Genomic DNA, 17,439 nt, shown 5'->3' with positions numbered 1-17,439 from the left:
CGCTCAGCTCAGGGCGAAGACCGCGGGGTCGGCACCGTCGGTGATCTCGACGAGCGCGCGCACCACCGTGTCGACCGCCGGGGCCCGCGCGCCCGCACGCACGACGACACCCATGTCGCGCACCGCCCGCGGGTCGTCGATCTCGAGCTGCACGCATCCCTCGATCGGCAGGCGCACGGGCGGCCCGATCGCGACGCCGAGGCCGGCGGCGACCAGTCCGTGCAGGGTCCGCAGATCGTCGCCCTCGAACGCGATGCGCGGTGCGGCGCCCTCGGTCGCGAACAGCCGCTCCACCGTCTGGCGCAGTCCGTAGCCGGGCTTGAGGGTCACCTGCGCCTCGTCGACGAGGTCGCGCAGCCCCACCCGCGGCAGCGCGGTGAGCGGGTGCCCGGTCGGCACCGCCACGACGAGGCGCTCTTCATAGAGGTGGCGCGCGCGGTCGGCGTCGAGGCCCAGCCCGGCGCCCGAGACGATCGCCAGGTCGACCCGGCCGGCGTCGAGTGCGGCGAGGCAGGTGTCGCGCGCACCCTGCATCAGCGAGAACGCGATGCCGGCGCCGGCGTCGCGCAGGTGGGCGATGAGTGCGGGCACGAGGCGCTCCCCGAGCGAGTTCTGAAACGCGACGCCGACGGTGGCGCGCGCGTCGTCGAGTGACTGCAGCGCGTCGTGCGCGGCACGCAGCGCCACCCGCACGGCCGGCAGCATCCGGCGCGCGGCCGGCGTGAGACGGATGCCGCGGCCGCTGCGCTCGACGACCGGCACCCCCAGCTGCTCGCCCAGGTGCTTGAGCGCGCGGCTGACGGTGGGCTGGGGCACGCCCAGCCGCTCGGCCGCACGCGTGAGGTGCTCGTCGTCGGCGAGCGCGTCCAGCAGCGGCAGGTGCGGCAGCAGCGCGGTAAGCCGATCCGGACTCATGTCGGAAACGTATCACTGACACCGAATTCGTATTGGACGCGCATGGAACCGGAGACGTAACGTCGTGGCGTGTCCACCGGAACGCTGCCCCTTCCCCCGCGCATCGACGTCGCGCCGCGGCGGCTCGGTGCGGCGATGTGGACGACGGGGATCGCGACGTTCGGCGTCCTCTACGCCCCGCAGGGACTGCTCACCGGCATCGCGCGCACCTACGACCTGACCGCCGCCGATGCGTCGTGGGTCGTGTCGGCGGCCACGCTGGGCTTGGCGGCCTCGATCCTGCCGTGGGCGCTGCTGGCCGACCGGCTGGGGCGGCGGCGCACCATGCGCATCGCGGCGATCTGCGCGGCGGTGGTCGCGGTGACCGCACCGCTGCTGCCCGGCTTCGCGGGCCTGCTCGTGGGGCGGCTGCTGCTCGGCATCGCGCTCGGCGGCATCCCGGCGCTCGCCATCGCCTACGTGCACGAAGCCGCACCGGCGCATCGCGCGAGCGTGGCGGCCGGGGCGTACGTCGCGGCGACGAGCGTGGGCGGGCTCGCCGGGCGGCTGGCGGCGGCCCCCATCGGCGACCTGTTCGGCTGGCGCCTCTCGCTCGAACTGCTCGGCGCGGCGGCGGCCGCGTTGACCGTGGTGTTCGCCCTGCTGCTGCCGGCGACCGAGCCCCACCGGCCCGTGCGGCTGCGTCACAGCGCATCGACCCTGGCCCGCCAGATCGTGAACCCGCGCGCGCTCCCGTTCTACGCGATCGGAGCCCTGGCAGTCGGAGCGCTCGTCGCGACGTTCAACGCGCTCGGATTCCGACTGGAGGCGCCGCCGTTCCTGCTGTCGGCGACCGCGGTGTCGCTGGTGTTCCTCACCTACCTCGCCGGCACGGTGACCTCGCGCAGCTCGGGCTGGGCGGTGCACCGCTGGGGCGAGCGCATCCCGCTGTGGGTGGGTGGCGGCGCGATCGTGGTGGGCGCGCTGATCTCGCTCGCGCCGAACCTCGCGGTGATCGTGCTGGGGGTGCTGCTGCTGACGGCGGGGATGTTCCTCTGCCACGCGACCGCCAACTCCGCCGTCGCCCGCGCCGGCGGCTCGGGGCGACAGCACGCGGTCGCGCTCTACAGCGTCGCCTACTACTGCGGATCGAGCGTGTTCGGCACCCTCGGAGCGCTGGCCTGGACCGCCGGCGGATGGGGCCTGCTGGTGGCGTTCATCGCCGCGCTCGGCCTCGCGATCGCCGCGGCGACGCTTCTCGTGCCGCGACGCTGACGGAGGCGAGAGCGTCCGTCAGGACGCCGCCGCGCCCTTCGCGCCGCGCCGGGCGAACACCCGTCCCGAGACGAAGATGATGGCGATCAGGCCGAAGACGAGGTAGACCCCGTTGAACAGGCCCGCCACCGTGAGCAGCCCGGAGTCGCCGGCCGTCGAGCCGTGCGCGTCGATGCCGCCGGTCGCCAGGAAGGTCGTCGGGTCGGTCGCGGCATGCAGCAGGATGGCGGGGATGATGCTGCCGGTGACGCGCATCGTCAGGTACATCATCGCCCCGAAGCCGAACGTGTAGACGACGGTGATCGCGACGACGAGCGGCTCGGCACCGCTCAGCGCGTTCACCGAGTGCAGCAGGGCGAAGATGGCCGACGACAGCACGAAGACCGCCCGCTCGCCATACCCGTGGCGGCGCAGCATGTTCACCGCGACGCCGCGGGTGAGCAGCTCTTCGGCGAAGCTGACGCACAGCCCCATGAAGAGCACCGTCAGCACGACGGTCGGGGTGTAGGCGCCCCAGTCGGTCGCGAACAGGCGCAGCACGATCGGGATGATCAGCAGCACGACGGCGATCCACATCCACCAGGCGCCCGTGACGGGCTGGCGACCGAAGATCTCGCGCTTCCAGCGCTGCGTCACCACGAACACCAGCACCAGCAGACCCATGACGAGGATCGGAAGCGCGACACCGAAGAACACCGTCGACTCGCTGCCGAACAGGTCGCTCGCGTCGATCTGCGACGCGAACACGGTCGAGATGAGGAAGCTCAGACCTTCGTACAGCGCGAGGTAGACCACCACGAACAGCAGCGCACGCCACCATCCCCCGCGGTTCCAGAACCGCTGCCAGGCATTCTCGGGCTCGTACGTCGGGGGGAATTCGCTCATGGGAGGCGCAACCTTCTCGTAGCTGGAGGGGCGGATTCACACCCTACACGGGCGAACCGCAGCGCGACGAAAAACTCTCCTGACCAGGAACTTTGTGGCGGGGACGGAGGGATTTGAACCCTCGGTCCCCTTGCGAGGACTCCACCTTAGCAGGGCCTGCGACTTATGCAGATGGTGCAGAATCTGCGGGTTCCTGCACGTGGAACACGCTGGATTCGGCGGTGTCATCGGACGCTGGGACCCCCACGGGACCCTCGGAGTTGCTCCCAGCAACTTGCGCGACCCTGAACGACGGCCTGATTATCGGCGCCGGGCGGCTCAGCGTTCATCGGCGTCACCGAGGAGAAGAGCATCGATCGACTGAGAAGGGTCGAGCAGTCGAGCGGCGCGGATATCGCGATCCACGATCTGGGCCATGTCCTGTTCGTGTGCTGCGATCTTGGCGAGATCGTTGCCGAGAGATCGGGCTGTTAGGCGCTCCGATAGTCCACGTTCATCCCGGCCGCGCCCTACAACGGACTGCAACAGGCTTGCGGCTACTCCCGCCCGCCCCATCTCCTTTGCATACCTGAAGGCGGAATCCAAGTGGTGTGCCGTTCCTCGCCACGGCTCCCGAGCTCGAACCCCTGAATGAACCGCGTCCTGGAACGCAGAAAGGACGGCGAAGAGAGCGAGTTCTTCGGTGGACGCAGATGGCTTGACGGCACGCGGAGCGATGTTGGCCATCATGAAATAGGGGCCCATGTCGGGTTTGTCGACCACGAGCGAGCGCATCGACGCGTCATCGCTCTCCAGCCCATCGAGCCAGTCGCGAGCGAAGGCGTCGAGGTCTAGGTCGTCGAGCTGGTACCGAAGCAACGATCCTCCTCGTGGGTAGGTTATGGCGTACTGGGGACTTGTGGCGGGTCCAGGGGTTTCACCAATACGCGGCGATCAACTCGACGTCGAGGCGCGACACTGCGGCGCCCAACTTCTTCGGCGCCGCAGCCGGAGTCGATTCGGACCACGGCCACAGGCCGAAGCGGTCACGCACATCGTTGCGCAGGGTGCTGAGTTCTTGGGCCATAGCGCCGCCCTCGATGCCGTAGTGCTGGTCGACCGCACCAAAAAGGTCGAGCTGTTTCGCCATCGGCATCTGCCGCACATCGATCGTCGGCATCTCCGAGAGATCCGGTCTGACCGCCTCGCTGCCGGTCAGCTCAGCGACGCCATCGGCGTATGCGGAGAGCCACTCGGATGGTCGCCCTGTCGCACCGCGCTCGGTGCCCTGGCGTAGCGCGCCCATCATCATCGGACCGATGTTGTCGACCGTTGCCGCTAGCTGCGGGTGAACGACGTTCAGGATCGCGCCCACGTACGACGAGGCGGACTCGGGCCGGAGTTCGGGGTCGATGATGCGGCACAGGACGGTGTACCGCCTGGATTGAAAGAGGGTTCTACCGAGGTCGCCCCAGAACCAGTTGGGCATGGTGACGGCGTGAAGCTCGACGACGTCGCTCGATTCACCTGGAGTCACCGTAAGCCAGTCCTCGCCACCGATAGTTACCAGCCGAAGATTCGGCAGCATCGCCACCACGGGGACGGCTTCGCCGTTGAGGTTGTCGATCAGGGCGGTCAACGGCCGTACCTGCCGGAACACCTCCCTCTGCTCTAGCGGGAGCAGCTCGGGGAACGAGTTGACCACGTCGGCCACAGCGTTGATCGCTGTGCGCACCTGATAGCTGTCGGCTGCGGCGAGAGTCACCTCAAGCTCGATGAGGTCGCCACGGCGAAGGTCAGAGACCTTCACTCCGGCGCCGTACTTGCGCAGCGCGCTCTGGTCGAGGGCGTCCAATCGCCGCTTGGCAAGCCAGCGATAGGTCGGAGCATGTCTGAGCACGAAGCTTTGATGGTTCTTGCTGCGGAATCTTGCGAACGCCGACTGCGCAACGGATTTTCGGGTCTCTTCTTGAGCACGAGTGCGGCCCAGCTTGAGGCCAGTGGAGACCTCGGTGGCGCCGAAGGCTGAGTCGCCCGGCATGGTGGCGCCCGCGGTGAACTCTCGCGACCGTGAGGTGGAGTTGGTGGTCTGAACGAGGATCTCCCCGTCCACCGCGGCCAGCATGCTCTCGACCCCGGTCTCGTCGAGGTAGATGAACTCACGGATCTCCCCGAGTGCGTTTCTGCGTCTCACGGTCGTTCCTTGTCTCGTTCCCATTGCTCACGGGCTTGGGCGACAGTCGTGTGCTCCGCCCGCACGACGTCGAGGCCGGCTAGGACGTCCTCGAGGGTGCGGGTGGTGCGTCCGTCGCTGTCTCGCTGATGATCTGCTTCGCGCCAGACCTGAGCGAGCTGTGCGGGCGAGAGGCCGTCGGTGGCGGCCGCAATCCATCGCACCACGTCCACGGCGAGCTCCGGCGCCTGAGCCTTCACGATCTGCTCGCGCTCGGCGGTGTGTGGGAGAGCGAAAGGCACCTTGTAGTCGAAGCGTCCCGCGCGGAGGAAGCCCTCATCGACGTCTTCGAGCCGGTTGGTGGCGGCGATGACGAACGGTCGATCGGCGCGGTTGGCAGAGTCCGTCAGCGACAGAAGCTGTCCAACCTGCCGATTGATCGCCTCGTGCACGTCTGGTCCGCGCCGAGGACCGATGGAGTCAAACTCGTCGATAAAGATCACCGCACGGGGCCGGGTTCGGCCGGTCTCGAACAGATCGCGCATCGCCCTCTCTGTCGACCCGAACCAGCGGTCGACGAGTTCCGGACCGTTGACGGTGATCAGGCTGGCACTGGCTTCCTCGGCGAGCGACCGGGCGAGGAATGTCTTTCCCGTCCCCGGCGGGCCGAAGAAGATGGCCCCGGACGAGTAGTCGCGCCCGTCAGCGATCGCGCGCGCGTCGAAGTTGCCGTTGAGCGCGACCAGGAGCCGGTCGAACCACTCGGCCATGCCGCCATACGCGGCACGACCGCCCAACGCCGGGGTGAGCTCTTCGATGTCGAATCGGTTGACGCTGAAGTCGATACCCTCGGCGCTCTCGGCCGCGCTCGCCTCTGCGTCCGTCATCCGGCGCCAGATCCTGGAGTCCCCGTCGAGGAAGTAGTACGCGTCTAGTGCTGGATCCTCGATGGCCGCCAGCTCTTCCACGCGTGGCGATCGGTCGACTCGCAGGATTACTCGGTCTCCGTCAATGGAGACCAGGCGCGCGACTAGCTGCAGTGCACGTTTCCATACCGCCGACGCAGGAGCACGGCGAATCTCTTGATCGCTGACATAGAGGAGGTCACCGATCTCTGCCCCATTGGGGACGCTGTCCGCGTCGAGCGGGACCCGGTTGCCGTTCTCGAACTCGACCCAAACCTCATCGGCATCGTCGTCGATATCAACGACGCGACCGAAGTTCATGGTCCCACCACGAATTGACGACTGCCGGACCTCACAGTACTTCCTCTTCCGCTGGTCGAAGCTTGCTCCGCACGGGGCTCACAGATCGATCTTGGCGCACCGATGGCGCCGAACTTCACTTTGTGCGCATGTTGGCTTTTGGACGTTATGTTCGCGGTGTTCGTGTAGATCTTCCGGCCGCGAAGAGTCCCGCCATGGGGAAGTTCGTTCGAGAAACTCCACTCTTCCAAGGGAACTGCGACGTATGCATGTGGTGAAGGAATCATGGGTTCCTGCACGTGGAACACGCTGGATTCGGCGGTGTCATCGGACGCTGGGATCCCCACGGGACCCTCGGGCACGCGGATCAGTAAGAGCAAGTGGCGGCGTCGAGCCGACTCTGTAGATCCGCAAAGGACTCCCCAACGTGAAGAGTCACGAGCACGCGAAGATGCCACCCCGCACTCAGCCCGTTGACACGGTCAACAACCGCTCGGACGCTTGTTCCGTCGTGAAGGCAGGGCGCCGTGAGCTTCGCAAGCCAGTCAGGCACGTACCCGACAGGCTCATCGTGCTCCGTGAAAAACAGTTGAGCGTCGGCGTTGTAGTCGTTCCCGACCTCCGCGATGACTCGGAGGGGCTGGCCGGGGACAAGCCCACCCAAGAGAGCTTCGAGTTCGACATCCGAGTAGAGACGCGTCTGGCCGTCGGTCGTCGTAACGGTCTTCTTGGCAAGATACCGGACCCCTGCCGCCAGGGCGGTACAGGTCCAGCCCTCTGTGCTCTCGCGAGGGAAGGGAGTGACCTGGAGCGTGTCCCCCTCCGAGGAGCCACCTGAACGAACGAGCTGCTCCCATGGAGTCGCAGAGGCGGGATCAAGGCTCAACCCGTCAAGCACGCGGACAAAATCTGGACGAGTAGGGTCCATCACCCGCTCATGGAATAGCGGGAACAGTTCGTCGCTCTCGTATCTCTTGGTGAGGTCGCGGAAGCCGAGCAACGGCCTGAACTCTGCGACGTGAGCAACGTTCGGAAGGTACTCGAACGCGTAAGTCTCGCCATCGAACGTAAGGACCCCGACGGGAATCATCGCGCGTGTGCTGGGCTGCTGCCAGACAACGAGCAACTCGGTCTCGGTCACGACATCAGCAGTAGGCGCTTCAAGCACGGATGGCATCCTGGATCCTCCTTCCATTGATCTCTAACACTGCACCTGCGAACCTACGCGTGACCTCCGACACTCCGCCATGAGGGGCAAGCATCGCTTCGAAATCAGCGCGTTCTACCGACTCCAACAAGCTCGCGATGCGTGCTCTTCCCGCGTCGCTGCAGTTCTGCGTGGCTCGTGCCGCAAGATCAACCAGCGAGGTTTTCAAGTCCCCGTCGAAGCGGCGTGCCAGACCCTTCGAGGCGAATGACTCAAGCGCTCCCGGATCGCGAAGCCTGGCAGCCCTCGCGTCATCCGTCAACTGAAAACCCAGACTCGCTTCCATATCATACGCCGGCGCCAGCGCGTCGGCTGGGCCTTCGCTGGACCGGGCACGGAGCACAGACCAGTTCTGCTCGTGGCGGTCACCGTTCCCGATCAACGCGTCAAGAATCAGATACCCGACGAACACGTCGTACGCTGCACACGCGGCCCATGACGCCGTCTGCGGAGGCGCCGCATACCCATCCAGAGTTCGACGGATGTTGTCCAGCGAGTGGCCGATCGACGCCGATCGGTCCCGCAGCGAATCACGAAGGTGGACGTTAATCCGATCCAGCATCGCGAGACGACCCGTGTCCATGTCGTACTCAGCCGGCCGCACGTTTCGCGTGATGACGCCTTCGACCCCGCCGCGCACGGCTAGCCGGGCCTCAGCAGCCGGGACATCCAGGTCGTCGGCGATGGTCGCCGCAACGGCCTCGGCCCAGTCGCCCACTTGCCGATTGCCATTGCTCTGCACGGTGGCCGGTTTGAAAAGCCAATGTGTCTCAGGACGCGTTGATGAACCACCTGGCTGGGAGAGCCACACTTTCTCCGAGGCACCGCGAGTTTCGACACGCAGAAACTCCCATGTCGTCACGTCCTCGCGGTCAGCACCCACGATTCGGAGTCTACGGAAAGCCCGCCCTCTCGCTGGCTCGACGCTCTTGGCCCGCCGAAGTCAACCAACCCCGCCCGGCGCTTGGTCGCGCCGCTACTGATACCGACTCGCGGCGAACGCGACTCCTTCCGCCGCAGAAGGCCAAGACGCCCCTGGGCGAGGTTGTTGCCTCGTTCCTCGCGGCGCGCACCTCCCAGGTCTCGGCGCACTCGCATCGCACCGACCGCGACAACCTCGCTGCCCTCCCCGCGAAGCTCAAGGCACGACCGATCGGCTCGGTCAGCGAGGCCGACGTGCTCGGCTTCCTCACCGATCAGCTCAAGATCAAAGGGCGCTCCACCGTCGCGCGGACGCGCACCACGCTCAGCGCCCTGTTCACCTACGCGATGCGCGAGAAGTACGTTGCCGCGCATCCCGTTCGCGGCGTTGACTTGCCGCCTGGCGCGAGCCAGAAGCCCGCCGATGAGTGGTTCACGGCGGAAAGTCTCGCCGCGACGCTCGCGGCGCAGCGCGCGGCTTCGGCGCACTACGTGACGATCACCGAGTGGACCTCCCTGACCGGCCTGCGCTGGTCCGAGACACGGGCGCTGCGCGTCGCTGATCTCCAAGACGTTCCGTTCCCCGCGGTCTGGGTGCGGCGGGCGCAGTCGGAGGGCTACGACGAGAAGGCGCCCAAGACGGCCAACGGCGAGCGCGCCGTGCCGCTCACGGATCGCGCGCGGCAACTCGCCCGCGAGGCAGCGGCCGGGAAGCGCCCCGAAGCACATCTGTTCACGAGTCCCAAGGGCCGGCAGTTGCGGATGAACCTCTACCGGCGCTTCACGCGCTGGTCGATGACAGCACCACGCAAGCGTCCCCACATGCTGCGGCACTACTGCGCATCCCAGTGGCTTCGCGCCGGCGTCCCGATCAACCAGGTCGCCGAATGGCTCGGCGACGACCCGCGCACCGTGCTCAAGGTCTACGCTCACGTCCTCGGCGAGCAGCAGACGATCGAGGGCCTGCGCCGCCTCAACGAGCTGTCGTCGGGACCCCCACGGGACCCTCGCGATATTCCTGAGAACGCGAATGACCACGCAATGGACACCAGTCTGGGGAAGAAAACCGGCTCTGATCAGCCAAAAAATGGCGGAGACGGAGGGATTTGAACCCTCGGTCCCCTTGCGAGGACTCCACCTTAGCAGGGTGGTGCACTAGGCCTGACTATGCGACGTCTCCATGGCATTCGACGCGAAACGGCGCGAATGCACCCGGCAATCATAACCGTTCCGCACCCACTCTCCGAACCGAGCACGACCGGGTGCGGATGCCGCGGCATCCGGCGCGCGCCGCGGCAGACCCTCGATGCGAACCCGCCGCCGAAACCCCGTCGACCAGGTCAGCGCTGGGCCACGGTGCAGGTGACCTGCGCGGCCGTCTGGCCGGTGATCTGCGAGGGCAGTTCGACGGCGGTCTCGGTCGGCGCGGGCGTGGCGGCATCGGTCGGCGCGGGCGTGGCCGTCGACCCGGGAGCCGGCGTGCCGGTCGCGGTGGGCGTGGGGGTGGGCGCGGTGGCCTCGCCGACGACCTCGGTGCCGTAGCCGCCGCTGGTCGCACCGGTGAGCACGAGGGGCTCGTTGGCGGCGAGGGCGTCGAAGAGCACATCGGCGGCGGCCTTCACAGGCTGCACGCGGGCACCACCGTCGGCATACACCGTCGGGTACTGCACGAACACGATGTCGGAATAGGGGACGCTGCGCACCGCCATGGCGATCTGCACCATGCGCTGCGGGTTGGCGAGCGTGTCGCTCAGCAGCAGCTGGCCGCTCTTGACCTGCGACACCGCGGTGTTGGCGAGGTTCAACAGCGTGCCGGGGTTGGCCAGCACACCGTCGGACTGCAGCGTGCGCACGAGCGAACTCATGAACTGCTGCTGGTTGGAGATGCGGCCGAGGTCGGAGCCGTCGCCGATGCCGTGACGCATCCGCAGGAACTGCAGCGCCTCGGCGCCCACGAGCGAGTGCTCGCCGGCGGTGAGGTTGAGGCCCGTGTGGGGGTCGCTCACGTCTTCGGAGAGGCAGACGTTCACGCCGCCGATCGCGTCGGAGATGTTGATGACACCGGTCCAGCGCACGGATGCCGCGTACTGGATGTCGACACCGGTGAGGTTCTCGATCGTGAGCACGGTGCACGCGAGGCCGCCGTAGCCGTACGACGAGTTGAGCATCTGCGCGCTCATCGACGAGTAGCTGCCGGCGCCGTCTTCACGGGGGCACGACGGGATCGGCACGACCATGTCGCGCGGGAACGAGACCACGGTCACCCGGCGCGGGCTGTCGCTGATGTGCACCAGCATGGTCACGTCGTTGCGCTCGCCCGGCGCGTCCTTGGCGGCGCAGCGCGGGAACAGCGCGAGGTCCTGACCCTCGCACGAGTCGGTGCCGACGACGAGGATGTTCGCGCCGCCCTCGATCTCACCGAGCGTCGGCGGCAGCTGCCCCTCGTCTTCGCCGATGGAGACGCTGGTGGTCTCGAGGGCGTTGGCCGCGTCCCACACGTAGAAGGCACCCACGGTGCCCACGCTCACCACCACGACGGCGACGATCGCGCCCAGCACCGTGAGGATCTGCGTGATCGGGTTCGGCGAGCGCAGGATGCCGTGACGGGCGACGGGCAGGCGACGGCTCTTGGCCGAGGTGCGTTCGCTCACGGGGATCCTTTCGGGTGCTCACGCCGCAGGAGATGCGGAGGGTGTGGGATTCGAACCCACGGGACATTGCTGCCCACCGGTTTTCAAGACCGGGTCCTTCGGCCGCTCGGACAACCCTCCCGACAGACAGACAGCATCCATCGAACAGGGGTCGAGTCTAGTAGAGGGACCCCTCACATTCTGGCGGCGGGCGGCTGTGGAGGCGCTGAAAGGCACGCCGCGAACCGCGGCGGTGCGGCCGGGGTGGCGCGGCCTGGCCCGGGTGGACAACCCCAGGTCAGAGCAGGCGCAGCACGTCGGCGACGCCGCCGGCATGCACGGATGCCGTGATCTCGCCGGCCTCGCTGAGCACCTCGTCGGGGCCCTGGCCCATGGCGATGGCGCGCCCGCCGTGGGCCTTGGCCCACCGGAACATGCCGACATCGTTACGTCCGTCGCCCATCACCAGCACGTCGGCGGGCGCCACGCCCAGCCAGGCGCGCACGCGCTCGAGCGCGGTGGACTTGTCGACCCCGTGCGGGGCGATGTCGAGCCAGGCCGACCAGCCCACGGCATACGACACCTTGTTGAGCCCGATGCGCGACACCAGGTCGACGAAGTCGCCGTCGGTCTCGTCGGGCGAGACCACCACGACGCGGCACACCGGCTGCGCCGACAGCTCGTCGAACGACACCCGCGAGGCGCGCTGCAGGTTCCAGTCGTCGAGATGCTCGGTGTAGAGCCGGCGCCCGTCGGCGAGCTCGACCATGTACTTCGCGTCGGGCAGGTGCTCGCGCAACAGCTGCAGCACCTCGGCCGGATCGAACGTCTCGACGTGGAAACGCTCGTACTGCGTCTCGTCGGCCAGGTCGCCCGGGCCCCCGTCGAGGTCGCGCAGACGCTTCATGATCACGGCCCCGTTGGAGCACACGACATACTCCGGCGCCAGCGTCAGCACCCGCAGGATGCCGCGCGTGCCCTCCCACGACCGGCCGGTGGCGAGCATGACCTCGTGCCCGGCGCGGTGCGCGTGGGCGACGGCATCCAGGACGCCGGGGCTGAGCGTCTCGTCTTCGAGCAGCACCGTGCCGTCGACATCGAGCGCGATGAGCAGGCGCGGTGCGTCGACCCGGGGGTCTTCGGCGTCGCCCGCGATCTCTTCGACGATCTCGGCCGCCTCGGTGGGCGGCACGATCTCGACCTCGCCCGTGCGCGGGAGATGGGCGTGGCTCACGCGATCGGCTCCATGACCTCGAGCCCGCCCAGGTAGGCGCGCAGCACCTCGGGCACGGCGACCGACCCGTCGGCGCGCTGGTGGGTCTCGAGCAGCGCCACGATCCACCGCGTGGTGGCCAGCGTGCCGTTGAGCGTGGCGACCGGCGTCGTCTTGCCCGCTCCCCCGGCCTCGACGGCCGGCCGGTAGCGGATGTCGAGGCGACGGGCCTGGTAGGTCGTGCAGTTCGAGGTGCTGGTGAGCTCGCGGTACGCGTCCTGCGTGGGCACCCACGCCTCGACGTCGTACTTGCGGGCGGCGCTGGAGCCGAGGTCGCCGGCGGCGACGTCGATGACCCGGTAGCTCAGCCCGAGGTCCTGCAGCATGGCCTCCTGCATCGCGACCAGGCGCAGGTGCTCGGCCTCGGCATCCTCGGGGGTCGTGTAGACGAACATCTCGAGCTTGTTGAACTGGTGCACGCGGATGATGCCGCGGGTGTCTTTGCCGTACGAGCCCGCCTCGCGGCGGTAGCACGTCGACCAGCCGGCGTAGCGCTTGGCGCCCGGGGCGAGGTCGAGGATCTCGTCCATGTGGTAGCCCGCGAGGGGCACCTCGCTCGTGCCGACGAGGTAGAGGTCGTCTTCTTCGAGGCGGTACACCTCGGCGGAGTGCTGCCCGAGGAAACCGGTGCCGCGCATCACCTCGGGGCGCACGAGCGTGGGCGGGATGATCGGCGTGAACCCGGCATCCAGCGCCCGCTGCAGCGCCAGCGACATGATCGCGTACTCGAGGCGCGCGCCGATGCCGGTGAGGAAGTAGAAGCGCGAGCCCGACACCTTCGTGCCGCGCTCCATGTCGATGGCGCCGAGCTTCTCGCCGAGGGCGAGGTGGTCGAGCGGCTCGAAGTCGAAGGAGGGCACCTCGCCGTGGGTGCGCAGCGTGACGAAGTCGGCCTCGCCGCCGGCGGGCACGCCCTCGAGCACGATGTTCTCGATGCGGGCGAGGGCGGCGGTGGCCGCCTCTTCGGCGGCGGTGACCGCCAGCTGCGCCTGCTTGACGTCGTCGCTGAGCTGCTTGGCCTGCGCCACCAGCGCCGCCTTCTCGTCTTTGGGCGCCTTGGCGACGGTCTTGCCGTGCGCGTTCTGGGCGGCGCGCAGCTCTTCGAACGTGGTGATGGCCGCGCGGCGGGCACGGTCGGCCTCGATGGCCTCGTCGACCGACTCGGGCGACTCCCCGCGCGCCACCTGCGAGCGCTTGACGAGGTCCGGGTTGTCGCGGAGCAGAGCGAGATCGATCACCCTGACAGCCTACTTGGGGCCTCCGAGACCGGCATCCGTCCGCCGGGGCCTAATCTTTGACCATGGCGCGCACCCCTCACGACGGCTCGAACGACGAGGCCGACCAGCCCGACCCGGCACAGGCCGCCGAGCCGGATCAGGTCATCCACGAGCCCGAGGACATCCCCGCCGACACCGCCGACGACGAGACCGGCGAAGCCCGCCGGGTCGACGCCGAGGGCCGCACCGCCCCCATGGCCGGGGGCGGCGAGCCGGCGCGGGTCGCCGCGCTCGTCTACAACCCCATCAAGGTCGACCCCGAAGCGCTCCGCACCGCCGTGGAGACCCACGCCCGCGACGCCGGCTGGGGCGAACCCCTCTTCTACGAGACGACCGTCGACGACCTCGGCGACGACGTGACCCGTCAGGCCCTCGCCGAGGGCGTGGATGCCGTGCTGGTCGCCGGCGGCGACGGCACCGTGCGCGCCGTGAGCGAGGCCATGTCGGGCTCGGGCGTGCCGCTGACCATCGTGCCCAGCGGCACCGGCAACCTGCTCGCCCGCAACCTGCTGCTGCCTCTCACCGACGCCGACGCCATGATCGCCACCGCCTTCGACGGCGACAAGCGCCCGATCGACGTCGGCTTCGCCAAGATCTCGCGCGCCGACGGGTCGGAGGAGGAGCACGCGTTCGTCGTGATGGGCGGCATGGGTCTGGATGCCGCGATGATCGCCAACACCAACGGCGAGCTCAAGAAGCGGATGGGCTGGGTCGCCTACGTCGACGGCGCCGCGCGCTCGCTCGTGGGCGCGAAGCCGTTCTCGGTCATGTACGAGGTGTCGGGGCACCGCACCCACCGCACCCACGCGCAGAGCGTGCTGTTCGCCAACTGCGGGTCACTGCCCGCCGGGCTCGAACTCATCCCCGAGGCGTCGGTCACCGACGGCCAGCTCGACGTGGTCGTCGTGCAGCCCAAGGGCGCGTTCGGCTGGATGCTGGTGTGGCGCCGCGTCGCCTGGGACAACTCGGTGCTGCGCAAGTTCCGCGCCGGGCGCCGTGCCCTGGCCCTGCGCACCAAAGACAACGCCGTGCGGTACTCCCGCGGCACCGTGGTGGCCGTGGCCCTCAGCGAGCCCCAGCACGTGCAGCTCGACGGCGACGAGTTCGGCGAGGCCACCGGCGTGCTCGCCCGCGTCGAAGCCGGCGCCCTGGTGCTCACCGTCCCCCACGACCACAGCATCACCCCCGTCCCCGCCTGACCGCGGGCCCCGCTGTCGGGCATCGCTGGGTCGGGGTCTTGCTCGGTCGAGTGTCCAAGACACGCGGCATCCGGCTCGCGCCAACCGCGTGTCTTGGACACTCGGCGGGTGGGGTGCGCGCGAGGGCCGCGGATGCCGGAGGTTGGTGGGCGGCGCGTTGGTGTGGGTGCGTGTGGGTGGAGGTGCGGCCTGGCTCGGTCGAGTGTCCAAGACACGCGGCATCCGCCTGGCGCCAACGGCGTGTCTTGGACACTCGGCGGGTGGGATGCGCGCGGGGTGCGGGGCGGCGCGCGCCCCTCGGATGCCGAGAGTCGGGCTCGTGGGCTAGCGCGTGACGCGTCCGGGGGCGACCGTCATCCCCGGGGCGCTGCCTCCGGCCCCGGTCACCACCCGGCCGAGTGTCCAAGACATGCGGCATCCGGCTGACGCCAACCGCGTGTCTTGGACACTCGGCGGAGGGGGGCGGGGGCAGGGGGCAGGGCTGGGCCGTGGGGAGCCGGGGCGGGGCGGTCAGCCCTTGACGGCGCCGCCGAGGCCGGCGCCGTTGAGGAAGAGGCGCTGGAACACGAGGAAGAGCAGGATCGGGATCACGGTCGAGATGGCGAGCGCGGCCAGGAACACGTCGAGCTCGATGAACTGCTGCAGCTGGGGCAGGCGCACCGACAACGGCTGCATGGCCGGGTCTTTGAGCACCAGCATCGGCCACAGGAAGTCCTTCCAGGCCGCGATGACGGCGAACACCGACACGACGCCGATGATCGGGCGCGACATCGGCACGACGATCGACCAGAACAGGCGGTAGGGGCCGGCGCCGTCCATGCGCGCGGCTTCGAACACCTCCCGCGGCAGCGAGTCGAAGAACCGCATCACCAGCAGCACGTTGAACGCGCTGGCACCCGCGGGCAGCCACACCGCCCAGAACGTGTTGATGAGGGTCTGCCCCAGCAGCGGCGGCTGCACGATCGTGAGGTAGAGCGGCACGAGAAGCACGATGCTGGGCACGAACAGGGTCGCCAGCACCAGGCCGACGATGACCTTGCCGTAGCGGGGCCGCAGCACCGAGAGGGCGTATCCGCCTGTGGTCGCCACCACGATCTGCACCAGCCACACCCCGAGGGCGATGATCACGGTGTTGAGGAAGTACTTGTCGATCTCGACGCGCGTCCACGCCTCCGACAGGTTCGCCCAGTCGATGCCGTTGGGCCAGAGGGCCAGGGGCGTGCGCAGCGTGTCCTGCGTGGGGGTGATCGCCGACTTCGCCAGCCACAGGATCGGGCCGAGCCCCACCACGAGCAGCGAGACCAGCAGCACGAGGTGGGTCACTCGGGTGGTGACGCGCACCCGGCGGCGACGCCAGTCGGCGACAGAGAGGATGCCGCGGTCTTTCGCCTCGGCATCCTTCCGCCGCTTCGCGGTTGCAGTCGGGGCCGCCGCGGCCGCGGTCGGAGCAGCAGGGGCAGGTGCGGGGGTGGTCGCGGTGCTCACGAGGTGCTCCAGCTCTTGGTGAGGCGGAAGTAGACCGCCGAGAAGATGGCGAGCACGACGGCGAGCATGAGGCTCAGCGCGGTCGCGGCGCCGTAGTCGCCGCCCAGACTGTTCTGGAACGCGTACTTGTAGATGAGCATCAGGATCGTCATCGTCGAGTTGGCCGGTCCGCCCTGGGTGAGCAGGAACGGTTCGAGGAACACCTGCGCGGTGCCGATGATCTGCAGGATGAAGGTGATCAGCAGCACACCGCGCAGCTGCGGCATCGTCACGTGCCAGACCTTGCGCCAGATGCCCGCACCGTCGACCTCGGCGGCGTCGTAGAGCTCGGGGGCCACGCCCACCAGGGCGGCGAGGTAGATGATGATGGTGCCGCCGGCGGCCGACCACGTGGCGAACAGCACGACCGAGGGCATGGCGGTGGCGGCATCCTGCAGCCACGGCAACGGGCCGAGCCCCACCCAGCCGAGGATCGTATTGAACACCCCGGTGGGCGAGGCGTCGTAGAAGAACTTCCACAGCAGCGCGCCCACCACCGGCGGCACGATGACCGGCAGATAGGCCAGTGCGCTGTAGAGGCCGCGGGCACGGCGCACCTCGCTCATGAGCACCGCCACGACCAGCGGGATCGGGTATCCCAGCAGCAGGGCGAGCGCGGCGAACCACACGGTGTTCATCACCGCGGTGCCCAGCAGCGGGTCGCTGAGCACCGTGGCGAAGTTGTCGAGCCCCACCCATTCGGCGGGCGCGATGAGATTCGTCTGCTGGAACGCCATGATGGCGGCGTCGACGATCGGCTTCCACGAGAAGAGCACGAAGACGAACAGCAGCGGCAGCAGGAACACGATCGTGTGCGGTCCGTCGCCGCGGAACCAGCCGAGGATGCCGGCGCGGCGGCGCGGCCGGCGGGCGACGGCCTCGCCGATGGTCGCCGCGGTCGGGGCGGCCGGCGGCGGGGCGGTGGTAGGGGTGAGCTGGGTCATGTGCGGTCCTCGTCGTCGAGTGGGGCGCGCTCCCCGGGATCGCGCAAGGATCC

Annotated in this window: 15 protein-coding genes and 2 tRNA genes; 3 read left to right on the top strand and 14 right to left on the bottom strand. The window is 68.7% G+C overall.

The window, feature by feature from the left end:
* Nucleotides 1–3 precede the first annotated feature (3 nt).
* On the bottom strand, nt 4–915 hold the full coding sequence (locus N3K63_RS06005) for a LysR family transcriptional regulator (RefSeq protein WP_261579094.1): 912 nt from the start codon (nt 913–915) through the stop codon (nt 4–6).
* Between the two features lie 69 nt (nt 916–984).
* Between N3K63_RS06005 and N3K63_RS06000 the strand changes: the two genes are divergently transcribed.
* The gene (locus tag N3K63_RS06000) at nt 985–2,169 is read left to right on the top strand and encodes an MFS transporter (RefSeq protein WP_261579093.1); all 1,185 of its coding nucleotides are present in this window, start codon (nt 985–987) and stop codon (nt 2,167–2,169) included.
* Nucleotides 2,170–2,187: 18 nt separating this feature from the next.
* Here the strand turns inward: N3K63_RS06000 and N3K63_RS05995 are convergent, their stop codons facing one another.
* From N3K63_RS05995 to N3K63_RS05970, 6 genes are all read right to left on the bottom strand, one after another.
* On the bottom strand, nt 2,188–3,054 hold the full coding sequence (locus N3K63_RS05995; protein ID WP_261579092.1) for a CPBP family intramembrane glutamic endopeptidase: 867 nt from the start codon (nt 3,052–3,054) through the stop codon (nt 2,188–2,190).
* Between the two features lie 318 nt (nt 3,055–3,372).
* Nucleotides 3,373–3,912 carry a hypothetical protein gene (locus N3K63_RS05990; RefSeq protein ID WP_261579091.1) on the bottom strand — a complete coding sequence of 180 codons (540 nt, stop codon included), beginning with the start codon at nt 3,910–3,912 and terminating at the stop codon, nt 3,373–3,375.
* Between the two features lie 58 nt (nt 3,913–3,970).
* Complete coding sequence (locus N3K63_RS05985) at nt 3,971–5,227, bottom strand: DUF6414 family protein (RefSeq protein ID WP_261579090.1); 1,257 nt, start codon at nt 5,225–5,227, stop codon at nt 3,971–3,973.
* Entirely contained in the window at nt 5,224–6,432 is a 1,209-nt protein-coding gene (locus N3K63_RS05980) for an AAA family ATPase (RefSeq protein ID WP_261579089.1), read from the bottom strand. The genes N3K63_RS05985 and N3K63_RS05980 overlap by 4 nt, the downstream gene beginning before the upstream one ends.
* 346 nt (nt 6,433–6,778) lie before the next feature.
* Entirely contained in the window at nt 6,779–7,588 is an 810-nt protein-coding gene (locus N3K63_RS05975) for a hypothetical protein (protein ID WP_261579088.1), read from the bottom strand.
* Nucleotides 7,572–8,501, bottom strand: coding sequence for a HipA domain-containing protein (locus tag N3K63_RS05970; RefSeq protein ID WP_261579087.1), 930 nt, complete (start codon nt 8,499–8,501; stop codon nt 7,572–7,574). Before N3K63_RS05970 ends, N3K63_RS05975 begins: the two co-directional genes overlap by 17 nt.
* On the opposite strand from N3K63_RS05970, the gene N3K63_RS05965 reads away from it, so the two are divergent.
* Nucleotides 8,471–9,649, top strand: coding sequence for a tyrosine-type recombinase/integrase (locus tag N3K63_RS05965; protein ID WP_261579085.1), 1,179 nt, complete (start codon nt 8,471–8,473; stop codon nt 9,647–9,649). The two genes, N3K63_RS05970 and N3K63_RS05965, sit on opposite strands and share 31 nt — an antisense overlap.
* Here N3K63_RS05965 and N3K63_RS05960 read toward each other — a convergent pair.
* The 5 genes from N3K63_RS05960 to serS all read right to left on the bottom strand — a co-directional run bounded on the left by N3K63_RS05960 (nt 9,628) and on the right by serS (nt 13,680).
* Nucleotides 9,628–9,719 (bottom strand) — tRNA-Ser (locus N3K63_RS05960). The genes N3K63_RS05965 and N3K63_RS05960 overlap by 22 nt on opposite strands.
* 160 nt (nt 9,720–9,879) lie before the next feature.
* Nucleotides 9,880–11,190, bottom strand: a complete 1,311-nt coding sequence (locus tag N3K63_RS05955; protein ID WP_261579081.1) for an LCP family protein — start codon at nt 11,188–11,190, stop codon at nt 9,880–9,882.
* Nucleotides 11,191–11,225: 35 nt separating this feature from the next.
* A tRNA-Ser gene (locus tag N3K63_RS05950) sits at nt 11,226–11,310 on the bottom strand.
* 157 nt (nt 11,311–11,467) lie between these two features.
* Nucleotides 11,468–12,403 carry an HAD family hydrolase gene (locus N3K63_RS05945; RefSeq protein WP_261579080.1) on the bottom strand — a complete coding sequence of 312 codons (936 nt, stop codon included), beginning with the start codon at nt 12,401–12,403 and terminating at the stop codon, nt 11,468–11,470.
* Complete coding sequence (serS, locus tag N3K63_RS05940) at nt 12,400–13,680, bottom strand: serine--tRNA ligase (RefSeq protein WP_261579079.1); 1,281 nt, start codon at nt 13,678–13,680, stop codon at nt 12,400–12,402. Before serS ends, N3K63_RS05945 begins: the two co-directional genes overlap by 4 nt.
* A gap of 62 nt (nt 13,681–13,742) precedes the next feature.
* Here serS and N3K63_RS05935 point away from each other — a divergent pair, with 62 nt between their 5' ends.
* On the top strand, nt 13,743–14,918 hold the full coding sequence (locus tag N3K63_RS05935; RefSeq protein ID WP_261579075.1) for a diacylglycerol/lipid kinase family protein: 1,176 nt from the start codon (nt 13,743–13,745) through the stop codon (nt 14,916–14,918).
* 510 nt (nt 14,919–15,428) lie between these two features.
* Here N3K63_RS05935 and N3K63_RS05930 read toward each other — a convergent pair.
* Together N3K63_RS05930 and N3K63_RS05925 are read right to left on the bottom strand one after the other, a co-directional pair.
* Nucleotides 15,429–16,403 carry a carbohydrate ABC transporter permease gene (locus N3K63_RS05930; RefSeq protein ID WP_390895075.1) on the bottom strand — a complete coding sequence of 325 codons (975 nt, stop codon included), beginning with the start codon at nt 16,401–16,403 and terminating at the stop codon, nt 15,429–15,431.
* Complete coding sequence (locus tag N3K63_RS05925; protein WP_261579071.1) at nt 16,400–17,386, bottom strand: carbohydrate ABC transporter permease; 987 nt, start codon at nt 17,384–17,386, stop codon at nt 16,400–16,402. The genes N3K63_RS05930 and N3K63_RS05925 overlap by 4 nt, the downstream gene beginning before the upstream one ends.
* Nucleotides 17,387–17,439 lie beyond the last annotated feature (53 nt).

The sequence above is a fragment of the Microbacterium festucae genome, assembly GCF_025421715.1.
GTDB classification, from domain to species: Bacteria; Actinomycetota; Actinomycetes; order Actinomycetales; family Microbacteriaceae; genus Microbacterium; species Microbacterium festucae.
The sequence above is the reverse complement of the archived record's forward strand: the minus strand, read 5'-3'. Positions and strand labels throughout refer to the sequence as shown.

What these genes read in the sequence shown, in the direction of transcription:
- N3K63_RS05995 (WP_261579092.1), bottom strand. Translation starts at nt 3,054, where the DNA reads ATGAGCGAATTCCCCCCGACGTACGAGCCCGAGAATGCCTGGCAGCGG.
- N3K63_RS05925 (WP_261579071.1), bottom strand. Translation starts at nt 17,386, where the DNA reads ATGACCCAGCTCACCCCTACCACCGCCCCGCCGCCGGCCGCCCCGACC.
- N3K63_RS05965 (WP_261579085.1), top strand. Translation starts at nt 8,471, where the DNA reads ATGTCGTCACGTCCTCGCGGTCAGCACCCACGATTCGGAGTCTACGGA.
- N3K63_RS05980 (WP_261579089.1), bottom strand. Translation starts at nt 6,432, where the DNA reads ATGAACTTCGGTCGCGTCGTTGATATCGACGACGATGCCGATGAGGTT.
- N3K63_RS05935 (WP_261579075.1), top strand. Translation starts at nt 13,743, where the DNA reads ATGGCGCGCACCCCTCACGACGGCTCGAACGACGAGGCCGACCAGCCC.
- N3K63_RS05975 (WP_261579088.1), bottom strand. Translation starts at nt 7,588, where the DNA reads ATGCCATCCGTGCTTGAAGCGCCTACTGCTGATGTCGTGACCGAGACC.
- N3K63_RS06005 (WP_261579094.1), bottom strand. Translation starts at nt 915, where the DNA reads ATGAGTCCGGATCGGCTTACCGCGCTGCTGCCGCACCTGCCGCTGCTG.